Source organism: Mesorhizobium sp. B2-3-5 (genome assembly GCF_006442395.1).
GTDB lineage: Bacteria > Pseudomonadota > Alphaproteobacteria > Rhizobiales > Rhizobiaceae > Mesorhizobium.
This window is the reverse complement of the sequence record NZ_VFVX01000057.1, coordinates 1-21,240: the sequence shown is the minus strand read 5'-3', so window position 1 is coordinate 21,240 and position 21,240 is coordinate 1. Positions and strand designations below refer to the sequence as shown.

The following is a 21,240-nucleotide window of genomic DNA, read 5'->3' as shown; positions in this document are numbered from 1 at the left end:
AGCCTGGACGGCGAACTCGGCGAACACCCGCGATCAACACCGCTCGGCCAAACGCCCGGTTCAGCGGGTTGTCCTCCGCACCCAGATAGGCGCTCAGCCATGTGTCAATCCTCCGCACGCCGTCCCAGGGCTTCGACTCGATCCAACCGAGCACCGGATTGAACGAGTTCTCCCGCGCCAAGAGGCGAATCGCATCGCGCGTGTGCGCGGGCTCTGGATCGAAGCCAAATGTCTGGATCACCGCCCTTCGCACATGAAGGATGATGTCATCCATCGTCACGCCGAGCCGTTCTTCCAGACCCTCGCAGATGACCTTTTGCCGGAACTCGTCAAACCGAAAGACAACTCCGAGTTTCCGTATCGCCACCACCGCATTGTCCAGTGAAGCCACGATCCCGCTGGGATTTCGCACACGGCTAAGTTCCGACGCGGCATCCGTCTTGGCCGGCGCGGGATCGGAAGGCTGCTGCTTTACTGTCAGCCGATCCCCGAACAGCTTGACCAGCCCCCCGGAGCCATTCGTGGGCTTCGAGTGCAGCTTTTCCCACGCTTTCCAAGATGCCTCGGCCTCGACCAAATCCACCGGGGTCAACGCCGCCATATCCTCCTCAGTGATCGTGCCGACCACCTGGAACTCGAACGGCTCGGTCGCCTTCGCTACCTCACTCACCGGCTCGGCCTCCTCTTCTCCGTTTCAAGCATCACGCCCAGTCCCTTCAGAAGCAGCTCCCGTGCCCGCGCCATCTTCGGCAACGGAACGGTTTCGACCAGTTCCAAGGCCTCGAAGATCGGCTCAAAGGCCGCCACGAATGCTGGGCTGGCGACCTTGTCATCCTCCGTCTCACTCCGCCCCTTTTGCGCCCGCCGACGCTCTTCGAGCGAGATCACGACGCCCATCACCGCCCCTCACGGCGAAGCCGCTGACGCTTTTCCTCGCGGGCAATGGCACCCAGCAATTCGGCATGGACGGCGAGCAGCCGCTGGACCCCCGCCGGGTCTGAACCGCCACCGATTTTGCGGATCGACGAAGAAACCTGTCGCTCGGCCTCGGTGAGCTTATCCTCGGAGTGCCCGGGCGCCCCCGCTCTGCTCAACTTCAATGTGCCCATCGTCTCACTCCTTCAGGTCGCCAACACGATGCACAAAATCACCATCACCAAGAGGGCGAGGGCTGCGCGCCCAGGAAGAGCCCCTCGCGGCCCCTCGCGTCTCTTCGGAATCTCAGACCAGTTCAAGCGGGAGGCTCTCATCGAAGAACCCGCGCCTCCGCAATTCCGCTTCCGCCAGCGCCTTCGCGCGTGCTTCCTGCGCAATCAATTCGGGAGTGGGTTCAAACCCCATGATCCGCATCGTCGCGTCGATCGCCTGACACGCTTCGATCACGGCACTCGTCGGGTCGCGCTTCGAGGGCTTGATCTCGGCCAGCCACGCGTCGTAGTGCCTTACGAAGAGTTCGCGAAACGTGCCGTCGACTTCGATCCATCCGGCTGACAGCCACATCAGCGCCATCATCACCGCGAGGACGTTGTCCGACGCGGCCGTAACCTGACCGGCGAGGTTGCCATCGGAGAGGCGAAGCCCGGCGAGAATGTGCCGGGCCTCCCTCTGCGTACTATGCCGCTTAGCCTTCCGCATCGCCATTGGCCTTCAGGAAGATCGGCAGCAGATACGATGCCACCACGGGATATGAGCGGATCATGATGGCGAAATCTTCCGGTGCGCCCGGCGCGAGCAGCAGCAACTCGCTCGCCACTCGTTCGGCCTCAGTCTGGCGGCGCTGATCGGCCGCGTGCAAAGCGATTACATCGCTTCGATATGCCTCGCCCGCGATCGGTATAACGCCACCGCCCCTTGGCTTGCCCTCGGCGTAGTATTTGTCACCCTGCGTCAGGATGGTGTGAGAATTTTGGTCGGCCATTTTTGTAACTCCTTAAGCTGCTGCTGCGTCGCGAAGCGCGAGACATTTTTCTTGCCACTCGGCCACCTCGGCCAGCGACCACGCTACGGCTTTCGGGCCGATGCGGATGGGTTTCGGGAATTGTCCGGCTTGCATTCTTTCATACAAGCTGGAAGTACTGAGGCCGGTTATTCTTTCGACTTCGGGCCTTCGGATAAATGTCTGCATTGATGTTCCTCCTTGTGAGTAAGTAGTTCCGTGAACATGCAAATAATACCGCATGTATCCGCCCACAGTCGAGAACGAAGAAGACAACGAAATCAACGGCTTAAAAGAGCCATACTTTAGATGCTGGTCTCGATATATACTTGCAATACAGGAAGTATATCTTACGAGCACGCTATTATTAGACAGGGGCTGAGCAGGCCCCCGCTCAATCCGCGCTAAGGAGTCTTTGGACGCCAGCACTGTGGGGAGTGCGGCGGCAGCCCAGAAGGCCCTGCGGCGTCCTGCGATTGAAACAGGGTTGAGGGAGTCCTGTTGGGGCGGCAAGCCCCCTGGGGGGGTAGACCTAAATTCTAGTGTAGAATCTACAGGTTGGATATGGCTTTTGCGCCGTGCGCAATGACCATGCCCCCTGGATCACAAAAATCGGCCAAGGAGTCTTGCGATTAAAACGGTCGAAGGGAGTCCAATGCGAAAATCAGTGGGAGAAGTCGCTGCGCACGAGCCGACAGAACTTCCGGGCGCGATACCTAGGAAAATAATCCCATGGGGTAGAAATGTAGGTAGAACTTTTACGAAGCGACTAACGCATTGATTTTATTATATATTTGGCGGAGAGAGCGGGATTCGAACCCGCGTTACGGTTTCCCGTAAACACACTTTCCAGGCGTGCGCCTTCAACCACTCGGCCACCTCTCCGTCCTTGCCTTCGCGCCGGCCGGTTTCGCCGTGCGGGTTGGGGAGATGCATCTCCCTGGGGCTGCGGCGCGGAGCTTCCGCGCCATGGATGCCGCCCAACCAGCGGGCATCCTTCCCCGGCACCTGAGCCGTCAAAGCAACAGGCGCGGGGCTCATCTAGTCGATCCCGCGGCGAATGCCAAGCCATAACGGCGGTCTATTCGCTTTGCCGGCCACACAGCGTTTCGCAAAGCCGCCGTCGTACCCGAATTTGAGACGACGGCACCCGAATGATGTGCACAGGCAAGGGGCGGCTTCTTCGCCGGTTCGGTGATCGCCGATGTCGCCGAGATAAGCTGCTTCGAGGGTGGTTGCGGCTATTTCGCCGCCTTGATCGGCCTGGCCGGGCTGGTGGTCGGCGCCATCGCCGGCGGCATTCTTGCCGTCTGGCTCGCTCACCGGCATAGGCGTCGGCCGGCCGCATAGGGCTAGGTGGCTGCATAGGAGGAGAAAGCCCGAACTTTCAAATTCGCGTATCGCTGTTGCGGGCAAGCCATACCCATTCTATTTCTCGTTTCGGGATACGTGCCGGAGGTCCCTGGGAAGCGTCCAGGATCGGCCGGGGGAGAGTCTTGATGTTTCGCTTCATCTTTCGTCTTGCTGCCATGGTCGCGCTGTCGGTCTCCGTCATCATGGCGGTGCTCGACACCACGCGCACGGTGGCGGCTTCGGCCCTTGTGCTGACCCCGCTCAACGCCAGCTGGCTGGCCGTCTCGCCGGACACAAGGGCGGCCTTCGAAACCTTCGTCCGCGCCAAGGCCAGTCCACTGCTGTGGGATGGCGCCATTGCCTGGGTGCTCAACCAGCCGGGATTTGCCGTGTTCGCGGTGCTGGCCTTCCTGCTCTACGCCATCGGCTACAAGCGGCAGCGGCGCACAGGCCAGTTCGCCGCCAACTGATCCGCAAGGACCAAACTGCCGGCACGGCTTGCCCTTGGCACGCTTTTCCAAAGGGTCAAAATTCCGCGTGAATTTTGTTTCGGGCCGTGCCAGATTGCCGCCGAGCGGGAGGTCAATACACTCCTGGCTGACGTCGCATGCCTGCCGCAGAACCGGACAGGCGGGCGGGGCGTAACGGAAAAAATAACCGACAGGGTGTGGATCACATGAAACGTATCGTTCTCGGCCTCCTGGCCGCAACCGCAATGGCTCTTCCGGCTTTTGCCGCGGATGTCCAGCCGGCCATCCTCTATGATCTGGGCGGCAAGTTCGACAAATCGTTCAACGAAGCGGCCTATCACGGCGCCGAGAAGTTCAAGACCGAGACCGGCACGCCCTATGTCGAATTCGAGGTGTCCAATGCCTCGCAGCGCGAGCAGGCGCTGCGCCGCTTCGCCGAGGACGGCCACAACCCGATCGTCATGGCCGGCTTCGCCTGGGAGGATGCGCTGAAGAAGATCGCGGCCGAATATCCCGATCTCAACTTCGCCATCATCGACGATGCCGTCGACCTGCCCAATGTCCGCTCGCTGGTGTTCAAGGAGAATGAAGGCTCCTACCTCGTCGGCATCATGGCGGCGATGGCATCGAAGTCGAAGAAGGTCTCCTTCGTCGGCGGCATGGACATCCCGCTGATCCGCAAGTTCGAATGCGGCTATGTCGGTGGCGCCAAGGCGGCCGGTGCGACGGAAGTGATCCAGAACATGACCGGCGACACGCCGGCCGCCTGGAACGATCCGGCCAAGGGCGGCGAAATCGCCAAGACGCAGATCGACCAGGGCTCCGACGTGGTCTACGCCGCGGCCGGCGGCACCGGCGTCGGCGTGCTGCAGGCGGCGGCTGATGCCGGCAAGCTTGGCATCGGCGTTGATTCCAACCAGAATGGCCTGCAGCCCGGCAAGGTGCTGACCTCGATGATGAAGCGCGTCGACGTCGCCGTCTACACCGCCTTCATGGACGGCAAGAACGGCACTTTCAAGGGTGGCGTCGAGAATCTCGGCCTCAAGGAAGGCGGCGTCGACTACGCCATGGACGACAACAACAAAGCGCTGGTGACCGACGCCATGAAGGCCGCTGTCGAAAAGGCCAAGGCAGATATCATCGCCGGCAAGATCCAGGTGCACGACTACACCGCCGACAACGCCTGTCCGTATTGATCGATAAGCACCAGATTTCGAACCGCCGGGTGAAAGCCCGGCGGTTTTGTTTTTGCTGGATCGGGCGAAGCTTCTGTCAGTCCGGAGGGAATAACGAGAGAGTGACGCAGCCGATAATCGAACCCATGCGGGAACAAGACATCGAGGCAGTGGCAAGACTGCGTCTTGCCGCCTTTTTCGCGGGTACCGAAAGGATGTTTGAAGACGACGCCGCAGGGCTTCGGAAATTGCTTGCCGGCGACGGGTTCGAGGCGGCCCTGGTTGCGCGGATCGGCAGTGTGCCGGTTGGCTCCTGTCTGCTGGTGCGCCACGAGTTGGAACCTGCACATGACCTGACGCCGTGGCTGGCGGGCCTTGTCGTCGACACCTCGCATCGAGGCAAAGGGATTGGCACGGCGCTGGTCGACGCGATCGAAGCGCATGCGGCCTCCGTCGGCGTCGAGACGCTTTATCTCTACACCTGGGAAGCGCGCGACTTCTACACGGCTCTTGGCTGGATTTGGGTGGAGACATTCGAGCAGGATGGCGAGACGATGCTGCTGATGTCGCGTGGACTTGGCCTATAACCTTCCCATCAGATAGCCGACCGCAAAGACAGCAGTCAGTGCAGCGGCAACGATCATCCCGCACCGGCCGCCAAGAGAATGCACGCCGAACCCATGCGGCTTCCGGACAAGGCCATGGATCACCGGCTTGACGTCTTCCAGGCCGGCGGCGCGCATCTGCGGCAGTTCGGCAATGCGTGTGGTGATCAGCTTCCAGCAATCCGCTTCCTCCGCTGACCGACCGCGATCGAAGATGTGCATGCGCTCGGCAAGCCGTATCACCGCATCGCGGAAGGCTGGGTCGATCTCCAGGTCACGCTCGGCCCGTTGGCGCTCCGCGTCGTTCATCAGGCCAAGCACATAGTCCCCAGCCCTTGCCATGCGGTCGCCCTCCCCGGCCATGGCTCCCCTCCACCCTACCAGTGTGGCGGTTTGGTCACCGGCACGTCTGACCCCGCCTGCTCCTCGAGCGCCAGGAAACGCTCGGTCAGGGCGTCGAGCTTGCGCTGCATGCGCTCGATCACCGTCCACTGCTCGGCGATCTGGCCCGACAGTTCCTCGATGGTCTTTTCCTGCTCGGCGGCGCGGATTTCCAGCGTCGTCAGCCGGTCGGCAGGCGTGGTCATGCAAAGTCCCCAGTTTTTACCGCGATGCCTTGCGCCGCGGTTTCAGTTCGGCTTCGCCATACTAGCGAATGTGAGAGCTTCGGACACGTTCGAAATTGACAAGCGCGCGCGGATTTGTCGAGAGTGGACGCTGCTCCGGCCAATTGGCATGGGCGGAGCGTCATGCTAGGCATTTTGACCAAGCGATAAAAAAATAAGAGTGGGACAGGCTGCATGGCGCAAGCCGCAATCGAACTGATCGGCATCAACAAGAGTTTTGGCGCCGTGCGTGCCAATCGCGACATCAATCTGGAGATCGCGCGCGGCACCATCCACGGCATCGTCGGCGAAAATGGCGCCGGCAAGTCGACGCTGATGTCGATCCTCTACGGTTTCTACCAGGCCGACGGCGGCGAAATCCGCGTCGGCGGCAAGCCGGCGTCGATCAAGACGCCCAACGACGCGATCGCGCTAGGTATCGGCATGGTGCACCAGCATTTCATGCTGGTCGACAATTTCTCGGTGCTGGAGAACATCATTCTCGGCGCCGAAAATGATGCGCTCTTGAAGAGCAGCATCGCCAAGGCGCGTTCCGAGCTGGAGCGGCTGGAGCGCGAATATGGGCTGGAAGTCGATCCCGACGCGATCATCGAGGAACTGCCGGTCGGCCTGCAGCAGCGTGTCGAAATTCTCAAGGCGCTCTATCGCGGCGCCGAGATCCTGATCCTCGACGAGCCAACGGGCGTGCTGACGCCGGCCGAGGCCGATCATCTGTTCCGCATCCTCAAGCAGCTGAAGGAACAGGGCAAGACGGTGGTTTTGATTACCCACAAGCTGCGCGAGATCATGGCCATCACCGACACCGTGTCGGTCATGCGCCAGGGCACGATGGTGGCAACCCGGGAGACGAAGAAAACCACCGTTGAGGAACTGGCCGAGCTGATGGTCGGGCGCCGCGTGCTTCTGAGGGTCGAAAAGGGCGAAGCGGAAGCCGGTGCCGTCAAGCTCGCGGTCAAGAACCTGACAGTCAGGGATTCCCGTGGCGTCACCATGGTCGACGACATCTCCTTCGACGTGCGCGCCGGCGAGATCGTCGGTATCGCCGGCGTTGCCGGCAACGGGCAATCCGAGCTGCTCGAGGCGATTTCCGGCATCAGGCATGCCGTTTCAGGCTCGGTCATGCTCGACGGCAAGCCGATCGACCTGACGGGCAAGGCCGATCCCGGCGAATTGCGCGACCGCGGCCTCGCCCATGTGCCGGAGGACCGTCATCATGTCGGGCTGGTGCTGGCCTTCGAGGAGAACGAGAATTCCATCCTCGGCTATCACGACGACCCCCGCTATCTCAAAGGGCCATTCCTCAATGTCGACGCCATCATGGCCGATGCAAAGGACAAGATCGAGAAATACGATATCCGTCCCGGCAATCCGCGCCTGAAGACCGCCAATTTCTCCGGCGGCAACCAGCAGAAGATCGTGCTGGCGCGGGAGATGGAACAGGACCCCGGCGTGCTGATCGTAGGCCAGCCGACGCGCGGCGTCGATGTCGGCGCCATCGAATTCATCCACAAGCGCCTGATCGCCATGCGTGACCAGGGCAAGGCCGTGCTGGTGGTATCTGTCGAGCTCGACGAAATCCGCTCGCTCTCCGACCGCATCCTGGTGATGTTTGCCGGCCGCATCGTCGGCGAGCGCGGCCCCGAAGCTACCGAAGGCGAGCTCGGCCTGCTCATGGCCGGGGTCGAGCAGGAGGCCGCCGCATGAGCACGCCTTACGCCAAATTGCCGGCATGGGCCGATTATGGGTTGATCCCGTTGATCAATCTGGCCGTGGCTTTCATCGTCGCCGGCTTCGTCGTGCTGTTGGTCGGCGAAAATCCGTTCCGTGCCGCCGTCATCCTGGTCCAGGGAGCCTTCGGCAAGGGAACAGGCATCGCCTTCACCCTCTTCTATGCCACCACCTTCATCTTCACCGGGCTTTCGGTGGCGGTGGCCGCGCATTGCGGCCTGTTCAACATCGGCACCGAGGGGCAGGCCTACATCGCCGGCCTCGGCATCGCCATCGTCTGCCTGTCCTTCGACAGCGTGCTGCCCTGGTGGCTGACATTTCCGCTGGCCATCGTCGCTTCTTCGCTTGTCGGCGCATTGTGGGCGCTGATCCCGGCCTATCTGCAGGCCAAGCGTGGTTCGCACATCGTCATCACCACCATCATGTTCAACTTCATCGCCGCCTCGATCATGGTCTACCTCTTGGTGGGGCCATTGAAGCCGGCCGGGTCGCAAGCCCCGCAGACCCGGAACTTCCTTGCCGGAGCCGAACTGCCCAAACTCAACTGGATCATCGAGCTGTTCGGCGCCAAGATCCGTTCGGCCCCACTCAACGTCACCTTCCTGCTGGCGTTGGTCATGGCCTTCCTGGTCTGGCTGCTGATCTGGCGAACCAAGCTCGGCTATGAGATGCGCACCTATGGCCACAGCCCGAAGGCGGCGCGCTATGCCGGCATTTCGGAAACCCGCATCATCATCACAGCCATGATGATCTCGGGCGCGCTCGCCGGCATGATGGCGCTCAATCCGGTGATGGGCGACCAGCACAATGTCGCGATCGACTTCGTCTCCGGCGCCGGCTTCGTCGGCATCGCCGTGGCGCTGATGGGGCGTCTGCACCCGGTCGGCATCGTGCTGGCGGCGATCCTGTTCGGCATGCTCTACCAGGGCGGCGCCGAACTCGCCTTCGAGATGCCGGCGATCAGCCGCGACATGATCGTCATCATCCAGGGATTGGTCATCCTGTTCGCCGGCGCGCTCGAACATATGTTCAGGCCCTACATCCAGGCGCTGTTCGCCTCGTTCAGCCCACGGTCGGTCGGCATGGAAGCGGTCAAGGGAAAGGGAGCCTGAGATGGACGTGTTCAACGCGATCGTCCAGACATTGGACTCGACCATCCGCCTCTCGGTGCCGCTGCTGCTGGCGTGCCTTGCCGGCCTCTATTCGGAACGCGCCGGTATCTTCGACATAGGGCTCGAAGGCAAGATGCTGGTTGGCGCATTCGCGGGGGCCGCCGCGGCGTCGGTCTTCCATTCGGCCTTGCTCGGCCTCGGCATGGCCATCCTGGTCTCGGTCGCCTTTGCCATGGTGCATGGCTTCGCCTCGATCACCCATCGCGGCAACCAGATCGTTTCCGGCGTGGCGATCAATTTCGTCGCCGCCGGTTCGACCATCATCCTCGGCCAGGCCTGGTTCCAGCAGGGCGGACGCACGCCGGCGCTGCAGCCGGGCGAACGGTTCGAAGCGATCACCTGGCCCGGCGCCGATGCCGTCAGGGACGTGCCGATCATCGGCCCCATCTACGCGGAGTTGATCTCCGGTCATTCGCTGCTGGTGTACCTCGCCTTCCTTATGGTGCCCTTCACCTGGTGGGTGCTGTTTCGCACCCGCTTCGGCCTCAGGCTGCGCGCCGTCGGCGAAAATCCGGCTGCCGTCGACACCGCCGGCATTTCCGTCGCCTGGCTGCGTTATAGGGCGCTCATCTGCACCGGCATCCTGACCGGCGTCGCCGGCGCCTATCTGTCGATGGTGCAGAATGGCGGCTTCGTGAAGGACATGACCGCCGGCAAGGGCTACATCGCGTTGGCCGCGCTGATCTTCGCCAAATGGAAGCCGGTCAACGCCATGTTCGCCTGCCTTCTGTTCGGCTTCCTCGACGCGCTGTCGATCCGCCTGCAGGGCTCGCCGCTGCCCATCATCGGCAAGGTGCCGGTGCAGTTCATGCAAGCCCTGCCCTATATTCTCACCGTCGTCCTGCTCGCCGGCTTCATCGGCAAGGCGATCCCGCCCCGCGCCGGCGGCGTGCCCTATGTCAAGGAGCGCTGAGCGAACGGAATCCACTGGGCGGACGGCTTTTGAACAAGATCGTGGGAGAGTACAACTGAATGTCGCATGATCTGTTCGAAGCGGCCAAGACCGCCATGGCCAAGGCCCATGCGCCCTATTCCAGGTTTCCCGTTGGCGCCGCCCTGCGCACCGAAGATGGGCGCGTCTTCACCGGCGCCAACGTCGAGGTCGCTTCCTATCCGGAGGGCTGGTGCGCCGAGACGACCGCGCTTGGCCACTACATCATGGGCGGCGGCGGCAAGATCGTCGAAATCGCCATCCTTGCCGAACGGATGGCCAAATGCTCGCCTTGCGGCGGCTGCCGTCAGCGGCTGGCCGAATTCTGCCGCCCTGAAACCAAGCTCTATCTCTGCGACGACACGGGTGTGGCCGAGACCGTGACCTTGGGCGACATATTCCCCTACGGCTTCGCCGGCGACATTTTGAAATGAAGGGCTGGCTGAAATGAAGCATTGGCTGAAACGACGGGCTGGCTGAAATGATGGAAAAGGCGCTGGACCATCTCATCGAGAAGCTGGACGGGCTGGCGCCGTCGACCGCGCTGGTGCTGGGCTCGGGCCTCGGCCGCCTTGTCGACCGGATCGAGAACCCGATCCGCGTCTCCTATGCCGACCTGCCCGGCTTTCCCAGGAGCGGCGTCAGCGGCCATGCCGGTGAAGTGGTCGCCGGCCTGTTCGCCGGCATGCCGGTGCTGATGCTGTCTGGCCGCGCCCACTACTACGAACACGGCAACGCTGCGGCCATGCGGCCTGTGCTGGAAGTGCTTGCCGGCATCGGCATCACAAAACTGATCCTCACCAATGCCGCTGGATCGGTCGATGCGGACATGCCGCCGGGCTCCGTCATGCTGATCACGGATCACATCAACTTCTCCGGCACCAACCCGCTGATCGGCGAGCCGAGCGACCGCCGCTTCGTCGGCCTGACCGAAGCCTATGATGCCGGCATCCGCGAGGCGATCGAGCGCGCGGCGAAAGCGACCGGCACCGCGCTGCACAAGGGCGTCTATATGTGGTTTTCCGGCCCGTGTTTCGAAACGCCGGCCGAAATCCGTATGGCGCGCGCCATGGGCGCCAACGCGGTGGGCATGTCGACCGTGCCGGAAGTCATTCTGGCCCGCTTCCTTGGGCTGCGGGTCGCCGCCTGCTCGGTCATCACCAACCTTGCCGCCGGCATGACCGGAGCCGAACTTTCGCACCAGGAGACCAAGGACATGGCGCCGGTTGGCGGATCACGGCTGGCAACGGTCCTTCAGCGCGTGTTCCGCGACGGGCTCCTGGAGAACTGATGCTTCCGCAGGAAATCATCCGCCACAAGCGAGACGGCCAGAGGCTCGAGGCTCGCGAAATCGTGGCCTTTATCGACGGCGTGACGTCAGGTGCCGTCACCGACGGCCAGGCCGCTGCTTTTGCGATGGCGGTGTTCTTCAACGGCATGAACCGGGACGAGGCCGTGGCGTTGACGCTTGCCATGCGCGATTCCGGCGACGTGCTCGATTGGTCGGACCTGCCCGGTCCCATCACCGACAAGCATTCGACGGGTGGCGTCGGTGACAATGTCTCGCTGATGCTGGCGCCGATCGTCGCCGCCTGTGGCGCCTATGTGCCGATGATCTCGGGGCGTGGCCTTGGCCATACCGGCGGTACGCTGGACAAGATGGATGCGATCCCCGGCTATATCAGCCAGCCCGACATTGCATTGTTTCGCCAGGCGGTGCTGGAAACGGGCTGTGCCATCATCGGCCAGACCGCCGACCTCGCGCCGGCCGACCGCCGGCTCTATGCGATCCGCGACGTGACCGCCACTGTGGAATCGGTACCGCTGATCACCGCCTCGATCCTGTCGAAGAAGCTCGCCGCCGGCCTGGGCTCCCTGGTGCTCGACGTCAAGGTCGGCAACGGCGCCTTCATGGAGAAGTCGCGTGATGCCACCGCGCTCGCCAACAGCCTGGTCGAGGTCGCCAGCGGCGCCGGGCTGAAGGTCTCGGCGCTGATCACCGGCATGAATGAACCACTGGCCTCGGCTGCCGGCAACGCCGTCGAGGTGCGCAACGCTGTCGACTTCCTGACCGGCCGTCTTCGCGACCGGCGGCTGGAGGACGTGACCCTGGCGCTGGCGGCCGAGATGCTGCAGTCGGCGGGACTGGTGTCGTCCAACCAGGACGGCATGCGGCGCGCCACCGAAACGCTCGCCAGCGGCCGCGCCGCCGCCACCTTCGCCCGCATGGTGACGGTGCTCGGCGGCCCCGCGGATTTCATCGAGAGGCCGGAGAAATATTTGCCGGAGGCGGCAACGGAATTCGCGGTCAAGGCGATGACACAGGGTTTCGTCACAAGCATAGCCGCCCGCGACATTGGCCTTGCGGTGGTTGGCCTGGGCGGCGGGCGCACCCGGCCCGACGACAAGATCGATCCCGCCGTCGGCATCACCAGGCTGCTCCCGATAGGCGCGGAAGTCAAAGCCGGAGATGCCCTGGCGCTGGTGCACGCCCGCTCGCCCTCCGATGCCGAGGCCGCAGGCGCAGCCGTGCTTTCAGCCTATGCGATCGGTGCCTCCAAGCCGCCGGCGGATAAAACCATCATGCGGCGGATCCTGCCGCGCGGTTGATTACTGGACAAGCAGCAGCGAGCCGTTTTCGACCTGGTACTTCTGGAGCCGCGTGAGGAAGCTCATGCCGATGAGATTGGTTTGAAGCGCCTTGTCGTCGAGCACGACCGCCTGGACGTCTTCCACCTGGATGGCGCCGATCTGCAGCCGATCGACCGTGACCACGGCAGCCTTGATCGTGCCGTTGGCGGTGTTGACCTGGCGCGTGAAATCGGAAGGGCTCAGCGACAGGCCGATCCGGCGGGCCGTCGAGGTGTTGATGGCAACCAGCGTCGCACCGGTGTCGATCATGCCGTCGACCTGACGACCGTTAAGCTTGAACTGCGAGGTGAAGTGTCCGCGCGCGTCCGCCTCGACCACGAACTTGCGGCCCAGCGGTTGCGCTACAGCCGGTTTGTCCGGCACCGCCGCCAGCTTCAGGTCCGGCTGGGTTTCCGCGGCCGGCTTGGGGGCGATCGCCGATTTCAGCAATCCCTCGATAAGCTGAGGATTTGACTGATAGATCATCGGGATGGATACGGCTATTCCGGCAGACGCACCAAAAATGAGAAGTGTACGCAGCATGGGTCAACCTTTTGAGGGCTGACCCTTACTCCGAACATGGTGTTTGGCGCTTTAACGCTCTCGGAAACCGAAGGTTTTCGTAAACGAACTGTGTACGCGCCATACGAGACGCATAGGGGCCGCAGGAGTATCAAGCGCCTTGCTTCTGGCTTACGTGTTCGAATTGATGAATCAATGACGGCTTCGATATGCGGGAAAATGCTTCCTGAAATCTGGATTGGCTGGTGCCAGGTATCAGCGGCGACAGTTTGCCAAACAGATACTGGGGATCTATAGCGCTACGGGGGAAGGAAATCAGCGTCATTGGAATGTCATTTCGCAACAACGATTCAATCAGGTTTGCGAATTTACGATACAAGATCGCAATCTGCTCGTTCGCGTGGCCTGTTTCCCACAGTCCTCCCTCTACCGGGGTGCCGTCTGCCGAGCCAGTTGTTGCCTCCTGCACATAAACTCGACTGGCAGCGGCATCCTCGAACCTCCGAACCGGTATGACCACGTGATCTATCTTTATGCCGGCAGCCAGAACTGCATCCACGTTCTCACATAAAAACGGGCTCTTGATTATCCGCGGGCCTATTGGGTCAAAAATCCCTCTCTCCAAGCCGGCTCTGGCTTCCGGGAAATAATCGTTCGATGACCATTCGCCGGTATCCAGACCAAGCTCTGTAAGCAGTTCGACAAGATAGGTGGTTCCGGCCCTTCCGGTTCCGCTGATGATGATCCGTCTGACGTCTTCCCTCCGTCTGACGTCTTCCCTATGGCGTCTGAATCGAGACAAGAATCCGAGCTTAGCTGCCATAACAACCAGATCTCCATTGGAAGCCCCAGAAGTACTGCTCTACCCGATACGCCCAGGCGTTCTATAGCTCTGGAGACTGTAGGCTATTTCGTCCCATACATACGGTCGCCGGCGTCGCCGAGGCCGGGCATGATGTAGCCCTTCTCGTTCAGTTGGCGATCGACGGAGGCGGTGAAGACCGGCACGTCCGGATGCGCCTTGGTGAAGCGCTCGATGCCTTCCGGCGCCGCCAGCAGGCACAGGAAGCGGATGTTGGTGGCGCCGCGCCCCTTCAACTTGTCGATCGCCGCGATCGCCGAATTGGCTGTCGCCAGCATCGGATCGACGACGATCACCAGCCGGTCGGCGAGATCGCTCGGCGCCTTGAAGAAATACTCGACCGCTTCCAGCGTCTCGTGGTCGCGGTAGAGGCCGATATGGGCGACGCGAGCCGCCGGCACCAGGTCGAGCAGGCCTTCCAGCAAGCCGTTGCCGGCGCGCAGCACCGAGGCAAAAACCAGCTTCTTGCCCTCCAGCGTCGGCGCTTCCATCTCCTCGATCGGGGTCTCGATGGTGGTGGTGGTCAGTTCAAGGTTGCGGGTGACCTCGTAGCCGAGCAACAGCGATATCTCGCGCAGCAGCCGCCTGAAGCCGGCCGTCGAGGTCTCCTTCTTGCGCATGATGGTCAGCTTGTGCTGGACAAGCGGATGATCGACGACGGTGACGCCCTTCATGATGTGCTCCGACGTGGTGATGGTTCGTGGTCAGTAGTGAGTAGTGAATAGTGAGCCGATTTGCGAGTCCCTGCCTGAGGGAAAGCGCCGGCCTTCAACCGCTCTATGCGTGCATGGCCAAACTGCCCACTACTGACTACTGACTACTCACTATCGCGATCACCGAACCTTCGCGTCCAGCCGGCCCAGCAGCATCGCCTTGGTCTTCCTGTCGACGAAGGCCGCTTCGATAGCGGTTCGGGTGACGGCCGCCAGCGCCTTTTCGCTCATTGAAAAATGCTCGGCGGCGATATCGTATTCGCGCTTCAGCGAGGTCCAGAAATAGGGCGGGTCATCGGAATTGAGCGTCACCTTGCAGCCGGCGGCCCGCAGGGCGGGAAACGGATGGTCGGCGAAACTGTCGAACACCTTGAGCGCGACGTTGGAACCGGGGCAGCATTCCAGCACGACGCCCTCGTCGGCGATGCGCCGGACAAGGTCCGGGTTCTCGATGGCGCGCACGCCGTGGCCGATGCGGGAGGGGCGGATATGGTCGAGTGCCGCCTGGACAGTCTCCCAGCCTGTCAGTTCGCCGGCATGGACGGTTATGCCGAGCCCGGCCTCGCGGGCGATCTCGAAAGCCCTGACATAGTCTTCCATGTCGCCCATGCGTTCATCACCCGCGACCCCAAAGCCGGTGACCAGCGGATGCCCGCAGCGCGCCGCGAAACGTGCTGCCCGCTCGATCGACTCGACACCGACATGGCGCACGCCGGTGACGATCATGCGGCCCTCTATGCCGGTCTTGGCCTTGGCGCGCAGCATGCCTTCGCCGAGCGCGTCGGTATAGGCCTTGGGCGACAGCCCGGCTTTGGTCGCATGGTCGGGCGAGGTGAATATCTCGGAATAGATCGCCCCATCGCGGGCGAGGCTGGTCAGATAGTGGTCGGCCAGCCGCGCATAGTCCTCCTCGGTCCGGAACAGATCGGAGGAGAAGTCGTAAGCGGCGAGAAAGGAGGTGAAATCGTGCCAGACGAAGGAACCGTTCTGGATATAGGGCGAGGTATCCTTGCCGTATTTCTGCGCCTGGCGGATGACGAGTTCGGGCGCCGCTGCCCCTTCAATGTGGCAGTGCAGTTCCGCTTTCAAAGGCATTCAAACATCCCGTCGGTCAGTCCAGGTCTTGAAAACCCACCACCTGGAAGCGCGGCTGAACACCGCGCCTTAAACAATAGCGCCCGCACCATCGATCGGCTATGGTCCCGCCGGTTTTATGACGGATCAAAAAAATGTCAGTTGAGAGAACCACGGCCGCGGGCGGCATGGAAACCTCCTATGGTTTCAAACGTATAGGGGAAGGCGAGAAGCAGTCCCTGGTCAACGATGTTTTCCACAAGGTCGCCAACCGCTACGACCTGATGAACGACCTGATGTCGGGCGGCCTGCACCGGCTGTGGAAGGATGCCATGGTCACCTGGCTCAATCCGCCCAAGCGGCCTGGCTGGCGTGTGCTCGATGTCGCTGGCGGCACCGGCGACATCGCCTTCCGCATCGTCGCTGCCAGCCATGGCCATGCCCATGCCACCGTGCTCGACATCAACGGTTCGATGCTCGCCGTAGGCCGCGACCGGGCCGAGAAGAAAGGCCTGTCCGGCAACACCGATTTCGTCGAGGCCAATGCCGAGGAACTGCCCTTCGCGGATGCCACGTTCGACGCCTACACGATTGCTTTCGGCATCCGCAACGTGCCGCGCATCGATGTCGCCCTGAGCGAAGCGTTCCGCGTGCTGAAGCCCGGCGGCCGGTTCCTGTGCCTGGAATTTTCCGAGGTCGAGATGCCGCTGCTCGACAAGGCCTACGAAGCCTGGTCGTTCAACGCCATTCCCAGGATCGGCAAGATGGTCACCGGCGACGGGGAGCCCTATTCCTATCTGGTCGAATCGATCGCGAAATTCCCCAACCAGCCCAACTTCGCGGCGATGATTTCCCGCGCCGGCTTCGAGCGTGTTTCCTTCCGCAACTATTCCGGCGGCATAGCGGCCCTGCATTCGGGCTGGAAGCTTTGAGGCCGTCGCATATCTACCCCGCTCGATGCGCTCTGTGCCGGTTCAACGGATCGGCGGGGCGAGCGCAGCCATGACCACGGTCAGCGCAGGATTTCGGCTCATGCGGGCCGGCTGGGTGCTGGTGCGCGAGGGTGTCGTCGCCGCCTTGCCCGGCGAGGAGTTGTCCGGCCTGCCGAAATTCGGCTGGCGGCTGGCGCGGCTGTTCACCCGTCGCCGCGCGCTCGCCTATCAGCGCAGCGACCGGCTGGCCAAGGCCGTGGTCCGGCTCGGCCCGTCCTATGTGAAGCTTGGCCAGTTCCTGGCGACACGGCCCGACGTCGTCGGCAATGACATGGCGCTCGACCTTGCCATGCTGCAGGACAAGATGCACACCTTCCCGAAGGCCGAGGCGATCGCGGCCGTCGAAGCGTCGCTCGGGCGCAAGGTGGCCGATCTCTACGCGCAATTCGGCGACCCGGTCGCCGCCGCTTCCATCGCCCAGGTCCACGCCGCCGAAACCCTCCACGAAGGTGCTGCCAGCAAGGTGGCGGTGAAGGTGATCCGGCCGGGTGTGCGTCGCCGCTTTTTTCACGACTTGGAAAGCTATTTCCTCGCCGCCCGCCTGCAGGAAAGATACATCCCGTCGTCACGCCGGCTGCGGCCGGTCGAGGTCACCGAGACGCTGGCGCAGACCACCAAGATCGAGATGGACCTGCGCCTCGAAGCCGCGGCACTCTCCGAACTTGGCGAAAACACCAGGGATGATCCCGGCTTTCGCGTACCCTATGTCGACTGGGAACGCACCGGCCGTGACGTGCTGACCATGGAATGGGTCGAAGGCGTCAAGATGAACAACATCGCCGGCCTCGAAGCCGCCGGCCATGACCTGAAGGCGATCGCCGCCAATCTCGTCCAGTCGTTCCTGCGCCACACGCTGCGCGACGGCTTCTTCCATGCCGACATGCATCCCGGCAACCTGTTCGTCGAAGCCAATGGCACCATCGTCGCCGTCGATCTCGGCATTGCCGGCAGGCTCGGCAAGAAGGAGCGCCGCTTCCTCGCCGAAATCCTCTACGGCTTCATCACGCGCGACTATCTGCGCGTCGCCGAGGTGCATTTCGAGGCCGGCTATGTGCCGCGCCAGCACAATGTCGCGGCCTTCGCGCAGGCGATCCGCGCCATCGGCGAGCCGATCCACGGCCAGCCGGCCGAGACCATTTCGATGGCCAAGCTTTTGACGCTGCTGTTCGAGGTGACCGAACTCTTCGACATGGCGACAAGACCGGAACTGATCCTGCTGCAGAAGACCATGGTTGTGGTCGAGGGCGTGGCGCGTACGCTCGATCCGGTCTTCAACATGTGGAAGACGGCCGAGCCGGTGGTCAGCGGCTGGATCGCCGGCAACCTCGGCCCGCGTGGCATGATGCTCGATGCGCGGGATGGCGCCAAGGCGCTGCTGACGCTCGCCCGCCAGGCGCCGGAGCTTGCGGCGCGCACCGATCGGCTGTCGCGAGAGATCGACCTGATGGCCGAGCACGGGCTGCGCTTCGACGAAACCACCGCGCGCGCCATCGGCAAGGCCGAAGCCCGGTACAGCCGTTCCGGCCGCGTCGCTCTGTGGGTGATCGCGTTGACACTGGTCTATATCGCCTGGAAGCTGGTCTGAGTGCATGCAATGACAGCAATGCTGTCATTGCAGTCAACTGCCGACCAGACTATATTGCGCGTGGAGTGCTCATATGGCCAGGATTACGGTGCGCAATCTGGATGACCATATCATGCAGCGCCTGCGCGAGCGCGGCGCCGCGCGTGGCGTTTCCATGGAACAGGAAGCACGGGATGTACTGGCGGCATCCGTTGGGCTTCCGACCACCAAAGGCTTCGACCGCCAGGGCCTGACATTCAAGGACGAGATCAGAGTTCAACCGACAACTGGATTGCGAAAATAATCATGGGCGTCCTGACCATTCGCAATCTCGACGAAGAACTGAAACAAAGGCTGCGCGAGCGAGCCGCCAGACATGGCCTGTCGATGGAGCAGGAGGCGAGACGCCTGTTGCTTCAGGAGGTGGCGCCGGCCAGCGAAAATGACGAGGATGTCGTTACGGCGAAGGAAATCCTTGAATTCGGCCGACGCTTACAAAGAGTGGATTTCGATCAGAAGAAAGTCGCTGATGATCTCTGGTCCTTCATAGAGGATGACTGACCGTGGTGGTCGACACCTCAGCGATTGTGGCCATCCTGAAGCAGGAACCTGAAGCGCCGGCAATCGCCGAACGCCTGGCCGGAAAACAGCTGATATTGATGAGCGCCGCGACTCTGATGGAATGCGGCACGGTTATCGTCAGGCGCTACGGCGCCGCCGGTATGGCCGAGTTGAAGGGTCTTCTCGCCAGACTGAAAGTCACGATCGTCGCGCTCTCGGCCGAACATGCGCAGGCTGGAATTGAGGCCTATGCACTCTACGGACGCGGCACTGGCCATCCGGCTAACCTCAACATGGGTGACTGCTTTGCTTATGCCTTGGCCAAGACCAGAAGCATGCCGCTGCTTTTCAAGGGCGATGATTTCATCCATACCGACATCGAACCGGCATTGAAGCTGGCATGACACTGGACAAGAACTGGTCTCGGGCATGATCCTTTCCGGCAAGCGCATCCTGCTCATCATTGGCGGCGGCATTGCAGCCTACAAGGCGCTGGACCTGATCCGCCGGCTGCGCGAGCGCGGTGCCGCGGTGCGTGTGGTGATGACGTCAGCCGCCCAGGAGTTCGTCACCACGCTGTCGGTCGGCGCACTTTCGGCGGATCATGTCTTCACCGAACTGTTCGACCGCAATGATGAACACGATGTCGGCCATATCAGGCTGTCGCGTGAAGCCGACCTGCTGGTGGTCGCTCCCGCCACCGCCGACCTGATGGCCAAGCTTGCCAATGGCCATGCCAACGATCTCGCATCCACCGTGCTGATCGCCACCGACAAACCGGTGCTGATGGCCCCGGCCATGAACCCGAGGATGTGGTCGCATCCGGCAACCCGGCGCAACCGCGCCACACTGGCCAAGGACGGCATTGTCTTTGTCGGCCCGGCGAAGGGCGAGATGGCTGAGAGCAATGAGGCGGGCGAAGGCCGCATGGCCGAACCGCTGGAGATCGTCGCCGCGATCGAGGCACTGGTCGATGCCGGCCCGAAACCGCTGGCTGGCAGGAAGATCATCGTCACCTCCGGCCCGACGCACGAGCCGATCGATCCGGTGCGCTACATCGCCAACCGCTCGTCCGGCAAGCAGGGCCATGCCATCGCGGCGGCACTGGCAAGACTGGGCGCCGATGTGCGGCTTGTTTCTGGCCCCGTCGCCATCAATGAGCCCGCCGGCGTGAAGACCATTCACGTCGAGCGCGCGCAAGAGATGCGCGATGCGGTGGAACAGCTTTTGCCTGCCGACGCCGCGGTCTTCGTCGCCGCCGTTGCCGACTGGCGCACCGAGAATTCGGCCGGCGAGAAGATCAAGAAGGTGGCGGGCGAAGGCCCGCCGATGCTGCGCATGGTGGAGAACCCCGACATCCTTGCCGGGGTTGGCCACCACAAGCAGCGGCCCGGCCTGGTCGTCGGCTTCGCGGCCGAGACGCAGGACCTCTTGCGCAATGCCGAGGCCAAGCTGAAGAAGAAAGGCGCCGATTTTATCGTCGCCAACGACGTCTCGCACCAAAGCGGCATCGGCCCTTCAGGCGTCATGGGCGGCGATCGCAACCGGGTCCGGATCGTCTCGAAGACCGGCGTCGATGAGTGGCCCGAGATGACCAAGGACGAGGTGGCGGCACGGCTCGCCGCCCTGATCGCCGAGCGCCTCACAACGATCGTCGTCTAACCAGGACGCGACGCACGCATTGCCTGCCGCTCGACGGTGGCCAGGCGATGCTTCGGCTTCTCCGGCGGAAAACTTTTACGTTCAGTTGGCCAAAAGCTCCGCAGTGCGGGTAAGCGCCCCGCCGAAGCCGTTGAGCGGAATGGAAAAGCTCACCTGCTGTCCCGTGTCGGACGCGAAAGCGTCGATCTTGAGCGTCGTGCCCGACTTGAGCAGCGGCGTGACACTGGCGTCGAACGCCACCGGGACCAGACAACCGACCACTTGGCATGTATTGAACGGCAGGCTGCCATCGAGTTTCTGGTCGTCGACGGTCAATGTGACGCCCTTGGCGAGAGCGAGGCCAAATGGCAGGGCAAGGGTTCCGCTCGCGTCGTCGCCGCTCTTGCTCGACAGCTCGATCGCCAGCAGACGCTGGTTGCTCTGCTTGTTGAACTGCTGATGCGACAGGCTGCATACCTTGGCGGTGCCCGATATCTGGCAATTGACCGTCCAGTCGCCATGGGTTTCAGACAAGGCCGACGCGCCGCCAGGCAGTTGCGGCGCACTGGCGGCGGCATTTGCTGCCGGAGCTGCCTTGTCGCCCTTCGTTTGCGCCGCCATGGCCGGCAGACCAGCGATGCAGGCCGCACCCAGCATCGCCACAAGATACGCGTACTTTCTCAT

The 21,240-nt window shown here is 62.6% G+C and carries 30 protein-coding genes and 1 tRNA gene; 15 read left to right on the top strand and 16 right to left on the bottom strand.

Annotation, left to right across the window (positions count from 1 at the left end; genetic code table 11):
• The 8 genes from FJ958_RS30310 to FJ958_RS30275 form a co-directional block, all read right to left on the bottom strand.
• On the bottom strand, window positions 1–670 hold a 670-nt coding region (locus FJ958_RS30310), incomplete at its 3' end, for a virulence-associated E family protein (protein ID WP_246679837.1).
• Window positions 667–897: a hypothetical protein gene (locus FJ958_RS30305; protein ID WP_140749445.1), complete on the bottom strand. Its 231-nt coding sequence runs from the start codon at window positions 895–897 to the stop codon at window positions 667–669. The genes FJ958_RS30305 and FJ958_RS30310, both read right to left, overlap by 4 nt.
• Window positions 897–1,109, bottom strand: a complete 213-nt coding sequence (locus tag FJ958_RS30300) for a hypothetical protein (RefSeq protein ID WP_140749443.1) — start codon at window positions 1,107–1,109, stop codon at window positions 897–899. Before FJ958_RS30300 ends, FJ958_RS30305 begins: the two co-directional genes overlap by 1 nt.
• 112 nt (window positions 1,110–1,221) lie before the next feature.
• Window positions 1,222–1,641, bottom strand: a complete 420-nt coding sequence (locus tag FJ958_RS30295) for a hypothetical protein (RefSeq protein ID WP_140749440.1) — start codon at window positions 1,639–1,641, stop codon at window positions 1,222–1,224.
• Complete coding sequence (locus FJ958_RS30290) at window positions 1,622–1,918, bottom strand: hypothetical protein (RefSeq protein ID WP_140749437.1); 297 nt, start codon at window positions 1,916–1,918, stop codon at window positions 1,622–1,624. Before FJ958_RS30290 ends, FJ958_RS30295 begins: the two co-directional genes overlap by 20 nt.
• A 12-nt stretch (window positions 1,919–1,930) precedes the next feature.
• Window positions 1,931–2,125 (bottom strand): AlpA family transcriptional regulator, encoded by a 195-nt coding sequence (locus FJ958_RS30285; RefSeq protein ID WP_140749434.1) that lies wholly within the window; start codon window positions 2,123–2,125, stop codon window positions 1,931–1,933.
• Window positions 2,126–2,731: 606 nt separating this feature from the next.
• Window positions 2,732–2,821: transfer RNA gene (locus FJ958_RS30280), tRNA-Ser, on the bottom strand.
• A 156-nt stretch (window positions 2,822–2,977) separates the two neighbouring features.
• On the bottom strand, window positions 2,978–3,265 hold the full coding sequence (locus tag FJ958_RS30275; protein WP_140749431.1) for a hypothetical protein: 288 nt from the start codon (window positions 3,263–3,265) through the stop codon (window positions 2,978–2,980).
• Window positions 3,266–3,435: 170 nt separating this feature from the next.
• Here FJ958_RS30275 and FJ958_RS30270 point away from each other — a divergent pair, with 170 nt between their 5' ends.
• Window positions 3,436–3,759: a hypothetical protein gene (locus FJ958_RS30270; protein WP_140749428.1), complete on the top strand. Its 324-nt coding sequence runs from the start codon at window positions 3,436–3,438 to the stop codon at window positions 3,757–3,759.
• 206 nt (window positions 3,760–3,965) lie between these two features.
• On the top strand, window positions 3,966–4,955 hold the full coding sequence (locus FJ958_RS30265) for a BMP family ABC transporter substrate-binding protein (protein ID WP_140749425.1): 990 nt from the start codon (window positions 3,966–3,968) through the stop codon (window positions 4,953–4,955).
• On the opposite strand, the gene FJ958_RS32350 is transcribed toward FJ958_RS30265, so the two are convergent.
• Complete coding sequence (locus FJ958_RS32350) at window positions 4,925–5,266, bottom strand: hypothetical protein (protein WP_246679838.1); 342 nt, start codon at window positions 5,264–5,266, stop codon at window positions 4,925–4,927. The two genes, FJ958_RS30265 and FJ958_RS32350, sit on opposite strands and share 31 nt — an antisense overlap.
• On the opposite strand from FJ958_RS32350, the gene FJ958_RS30260 reads away from it, so the two are divergent.
• On the top strand, window positions 5,150–5,521 hold the full coding sequence (locus tag FJ958_RS30260) for a GNAT family N-acetyltransferase (protein ID WP_246679836.1): 372 nt from the start codon (window positions 5,150–5,152) through the stop codon (window positions 5,519–5,521). The two genes, FJ958_RS32350 and FJ958_RS30260, sit on opposite strands and share 117 nt — an antisense overlap.
• Here the strand turns inward: FJ958_RS30260 and FJ958_RS30255 are convergent.
• Complete coding sequence (locus FJ958_RS30255) at window positions 5,516–5,902, bottom strand: hypothetical protein (protein ID WP_140749422.1); 387 nt, start codon at window positions 5,900–5,902, stop codon at window positions 5,516–5,518. The genes FJ958_RS30260 and FJ958_RS30255 overlap by 6 nt on opposite strands.
• Before the next feature lie 14 nt (window positions 5,903–5,916).
• Entirely contained in the window at window positions 5,917–6,126 is a 210-nt protein-coding gene (locus FJ958_RS30250) for a SlyX family protein (protein WP_140609592.1), read from the bottom strand.
• 213 nt (window positions 6,127–6,339) lie between these two features.
• Here FJ958_RS30250 and FJ958_RS30245 point away from each other — a divergent pair, with 213 nt between their 5' ends.
• From FJ958_RS30245 to deoA, 6 genes are read left to right on the top strand one after another with little or no spacing between them, the layout of a single operon-like run.
• The gene (locus FJ958_RS30245) at window positions 6,340–7,869 is read left to right on the top strand and encodes an ABC transporter ATP-binding protein (RefSeq protein ID WP_140749419.1); all 1,530 of its coding nucleotides are present in this window, start codon (window positions 6,340–6,342) and stop codon (window positions 7,867–7,869) included.
• Window positions 7,866–9,005, top strand: a complete 1,140-nt coding sequence (locus FJ958_RS30240; protein WP_140749416.1) for an ABC transporter permease — start codon at window positions 7,866–7,868, stop codon at window positions 9,003–9,005. Before FJ958_RS30245 ends, FJ958_RS30240 begins: the two co-directional genes overlap by 4 nt.
• Before the next feature lies 1 nt (window position 9,006).
• Window positions 9,007–9,978 (top strand): ABC transporter permease, encoded by a 972-nt coding sequence (locus FJ958_RS30235; RefSeq protein WP_140749413.1) that lies wholly within the window; start codon window positions 9,007–9,009, stop codon window positions 9,976–9,978.
• Window positions 9,979–10,037: 59 nt separating this feature from the next.
• Window positions 10,038–10,430, top strand: coding sequence for a cytidine deaminase (gene cdd / locus FJ958_RS30230; RefSeq protein WP_140749410.1), 393 nt, complete (start codon window positions 10,038–10,040; stop codon window positions 10,428–10,430).
• 47 nt (window positions 10,431–10,477) lie between these two features.
• Complete coding sequence (locus tag FJ958_RS30225) at window positions 10,478–11,287, top strand: purine-nucleoside phosphorylase (protein WP_140749407.1); 810 nt, start codon at window positions 10,478–10,480, stop codon at window positions 11,285–11,287.
• Complete coding sequence (gene deoA, locus FJ958_RS30220; RefSeq protein ID WP_140749404.1) at window positions 11,287–12,606, top strand: thymidine phosphorylase; 1,320 nt, start codon at window positions 11,287–11,289, stop codon at window positions 12,604–12,606. The genes FJ958_RS30225 and deoA overlap by 1 nt, the downstream gene beginning before the upstream one ends.
• Here deoA and FJ958_RS30215 read toward each other — a convergent pair whose 3' ends face one another.
• The 4 genes from FJ958_RS30215 to FJ958_RS30200 all read right to left on the bottom strand — a co-directional run bounded on the left by FJ958_RS30215 (window position 12,607) and on the right by FJ958_RS30200 (window position 15,819).
• On the bottom strand, window positions 12,607–13,170 hold the full coding sequence (locus tag FJ958_RS30215; RefSeq protein WP_140749401.1) for a TIGR02281 family clan AA aspartic protease: 564 nt from the start codon (window positions 13,168–13,170) through the stop codon (window positions 12,607–12,609).
• Window positions 13,171–13,300: 130 nt separating this feature from the next.
• The gene (locus tag FJ958_RS30210; RefSeq protein WP_140749398.1) at window positions 13,301–13,972 is read right to left on the bottom strand and encodes a hypothetical protein; all 672 of its coding nucleotides are present in this window, start codon (window positions 13,970–13,972) and stop codon (window positions 13,301–13,303) included.
• Between the two features lie 83 nt (window positions 13,973–14,055).
• Entirely contained in the window at window positions 14,056–14,685 is a 630-nt protein-coding gene (gene upp / locus FJ958_RS30205) for a uracil phosphoribosyltransferase (RefSeq protein WP_140749395.1), read from the bottom strand.
• A 159-nt stretch (window positions 14,686–14,844) separates the two neighbouring features.
• A complete protein-coding gene (locus FJ958_RS30200; protein WP_140749392.1) occupies window positions 14,845–15,819 on the bottom strand; it encodes an adenosine deaminase in 975 nt (324 codons plus the stop codon).
• 134 nt (window positions 15,820–15,953) lie between these two features.
• On the opposite strand from FJ958_RS30200, the gene ubiE reads away from it, so the two are divergent.
• From ubiE to coaBC, 6 genes are all read left to right on the top strand, one after another.
• Window positions 15,954–16,730 (top strand): bifunctional demethylmenaquinone methyltransferase/2-methoxy-6-polyprenyl-1,4-benzoquinol methylase UbiE, encoded by a 777-nt coding sequence (gene ubiE / locus FJ958_RS30195; protein WP_140749389.1) that lies wholly within the window; start codon window positions 15,954–15,956, stop codon window positions 16,728–16,730.
• Between the two features lie 70 nt (window positions 16,731–16,800).
• Window positions 16,801–18,375, top strand: a complete 1,575-nt coding sequence (gene ubiB, locus FJ958_RS30190; protein ID WP_140749386.1) for a 2-polyprenylphenol 6-hydroxylase — start codon at window positions 16,801–16,803, stop codon at window positions 18,373–18,375.
• Window positions 18,376–18,448: 73 nt separating this feature from the next.
• A complete protein-coding gene (locus FJ958_RS30185) occupies window positions 18,449–18,658 on the top strand; it encodes a plasmid stabilization protein (RefSeq protein WP_140749383.1) in 210 nt (69 codons plus the stop codon).
• Between the two features lie 2 nt (window positions 18,659–18,660).
• A complete protein-coding gene (locus FJ958_RS30180) occupies window positions 18,661–18,915 on the top strand; it encodes a hypothetical protein (RefSeq protein WP_140749380.1) in 255 nt (84 codons plus the stop codon).
• A gap of 2 nt (window positions 18,916–18,917) precedes the next feature.
• Window positions 18,918–19,319 carry a type II toxin-antitoxin system VapC family toxin gene (locus FJ958_RS30175; protein ID WP_140749377.1) on the top strand — a complete coding sequence of 134 codons (402 nt, stop codon included), beginning with the start codon at window positions 18,918–18,920 and terminating at the stop codon, window positions 19,317–19,319.
• A 25-nt stretch (window positions 19,320–19,344) separates the two neighbouring features.
• Complete coding sequence (coaBC, locus tag FJ958_RS30170) at window positions 19,345–20,577, top strand: bifunctional phosphopantothenoylcysteine decarboxylase/phosphopantothenate--cysteine ligase CoaBC (protein ID WP_140749374.1); 1,233 nt, start codon at window positions 19,345–19,347, stop codon at window positions 20,575–20,577.
• A gap of 81 nt (window positions 20,578–20,658) precedes the next feature.
• On the opposite strand, the gene FJ958_RS30165 is transcribed toward coaBC, so the two are convergent.
• The coding region (locus tag FJ958_RS30165) for an invasion associated locus B family protein (RefSeq protein ID WP_140749371.1) at window positions 20,659–21,240 on the bottom strand (582 nt) is incomplete at its 5' end.

What these genes read in the sequence shown, in the direction of transcription:
- FJ958_RS30265 (WP_140749425.1), top strand. Translation starts at nt 3,966, where the DNA reads ATGAAACGTATCGTTCTCGGCCTCCTGGCCGCAACCGCAATGGCTCTT.
- ubiE (WP_140749389.1), top strand. Translation starts at nt 15,954, where the DNA reads ATGTCAGTTGAGAGAACCACGGCCGCGGGCGGCATGGAAACCTCCTAT.
- FJ958_RS30285 (WP_140749434.1), bottom strand. Translation starts at nt 2,125, where the DNA reads ATGCAGACATTTATCCGAAGGCCCGAAGTCGAAAGAATAACCGGCCTC.
- FJ958_RS30305 (WP_140749445.1), bottom strand. Translation starts at nt 897, where the DNA reads ATGGGCGTCGTGATCTCGCTCGAAGAGCGTCGGCGGGCGCAAAAGGGG.
- ubiB (WP_140749386.1), top strand. Translation starts at nt 16,801, where the DNA reads ATGACCACGGTCAGCGCAGGATTTCGGCTCATGCGGGCCGGCTGGGTG.
- FJ958_RS30185 (WP_140749383.1), top strand. Translation starts at nt 18,449, where the DNA reads ATGGCCAGGATTACGGTGCGCAATCTGGATGACCATATCATGCAGCGC.
- FJ958_RS30180 (WP_140749380.1), top strand. Translation starts at nt 18,661, where the DNA reads ATGGGCGTCCTGACCATTCGCAATCTCGACGAAGAACTGAAACAAAGG.
- FJ958_RS30295 (WP_140749440.1), bottom strand. Translation starts at nt 1,641, where the DNA reads ATGGCGATGCGGAAGGCTAAGCGGCATAGTACGCAGAGGGAGGCCCGG.
- FJ958_RS30250 (WP_140609592.1), bottom strand. Translation starts at nt 6,126, where the DNA reads ATGACCACGCCTGCCGACCGGCTGACGACGCTGGAAATCCGCGCCGCC.
- FJ958_RS30255 (WP_140749422.1), bottom strand. Translation starts at nt 5,902, where the DNA reads ATGGCCGGGGAGGGCGACCGCATGGCAAGGGCTGGGGACTATGTGCTT.
- FJ958_RS30210 (WP_140749398.1), bottom strand. Translation starts at nt 13,972, where the DNA reads ATGGCAGCTAAGCTCGGATTCTTGTCTCGATTCAGACGCCATAGGGAA.
- FJ958_RS30275 (WP_140749431.1), bottom strand. Translation starts at nt 3,265, where the DNA reads ATGCCGGTGAGCGAGCCAGACGGCAAGAATGCCGCCGGCGATGGCGCC.
- cdd (WP_140749410.1), top strand. Translation starts at nt 10,038, where the DNA reads ATGTCGCATGATCTGTTCGAAGCGGCCAAGACCGCCATGGCCAAGGCC.
- deoA (WP_140749404.1), top strand. Translation starts at nt 11,287, where the DNA reads ATGCTTCCGCAGGAAATCATCCGCCACAAGCGAGACGGCCAGAGGCTC.
- upp (WP_140749395.1), bottom strand. Translation starts at nt 14,685, where the DNA reads ATGAAGGGCGTCACCGTCGTCGATCATCCGCTTGTCCAGCACAAGCTG.
- FJ958_RS30215 (WP_140749401.1), bottom strand. Translation starts at nt 13,170, where the DNA reads ATGCTGCGTACACTTCTCATTTTTGGTGCGTCTGCCGGAATAGCCGTA.
- FJ958_RS30240 (WP_140749416.1), top strand. Translation starts at nt 7,866, where the DNA reads ATGAGCACGCCTTACGCCAAATTGCCGGCATGGGCCGATTATGGGTTG.
- FJ958_RS30270 (WP_140749428.1), top strand. Translation starts at nt 3,436, where the DNA reads ATGTTTCGCTTCATCTTTCGTCTTGCTGCCATGGTCGCGCTGTCGGTC.
- FJ958_RS30290 (WP_140749437.1), bottom strand. Translation starts at nt 1,918, where the DNA reads ATGGCCGACCAAAATTCTCACACCATCCTGACGCAGGGTGACAAATAC.
- FJ958_RS30300 (WP_140749443.1), bottom strand. Translation starts at nt 1,109, where the DNA reads ATGGGCACATTGAAGTTGAGCAGAGCGGGGGCGCCCGGGCACTCCGAG.
- FJ958_RS30245 (WP_140749419.1), top strand. Translation starts at nt 6,340, where the DNA reads ATGGCGCAAGCCGCAATCGAACTGATCGGCATCAACAAGAGTTTTGGC.
- FJ958_RS30260 (WP_246679836.1), top strand. Translation starts at nt 5,150, where the DNA reads ATGTTTGAAGACGACGCCGCAGGGCTTCGGAAATTGCTTGCCGGCGAC.
- FJ958_RS30235 (WP_140749413.1), top strand. Translation starts at nt 9,007, where the DNA reads ATGGACGTGTTCAACGCGATCGTCCAGACATTGGACTCGACCATCCGC.
- FJ958_RS30225 (WP_140749407.1), top strand. Translation starts at nt 10,478, where the DNA reads ATGATGGAAAAGGCGCTGGACCATCTCATCGAGAAGCTGGACGGGCTG.
- FJ958_RS30200 (WP_140749392.1), bottom strand. Translation starts at nt 15,819, where the DNA reads ATGCCTTTGAAAGCGGAACTGCACTGCCACATTGAAGGGGCAGCGGCG.
- coaBC (WP_140749374.1), top strand. Translation starts at nt 19,345, where the DNA reads ATGATCCTTTCCGGCAAGCGCATCCTGCTCATCATTGGCGGCGGCATT.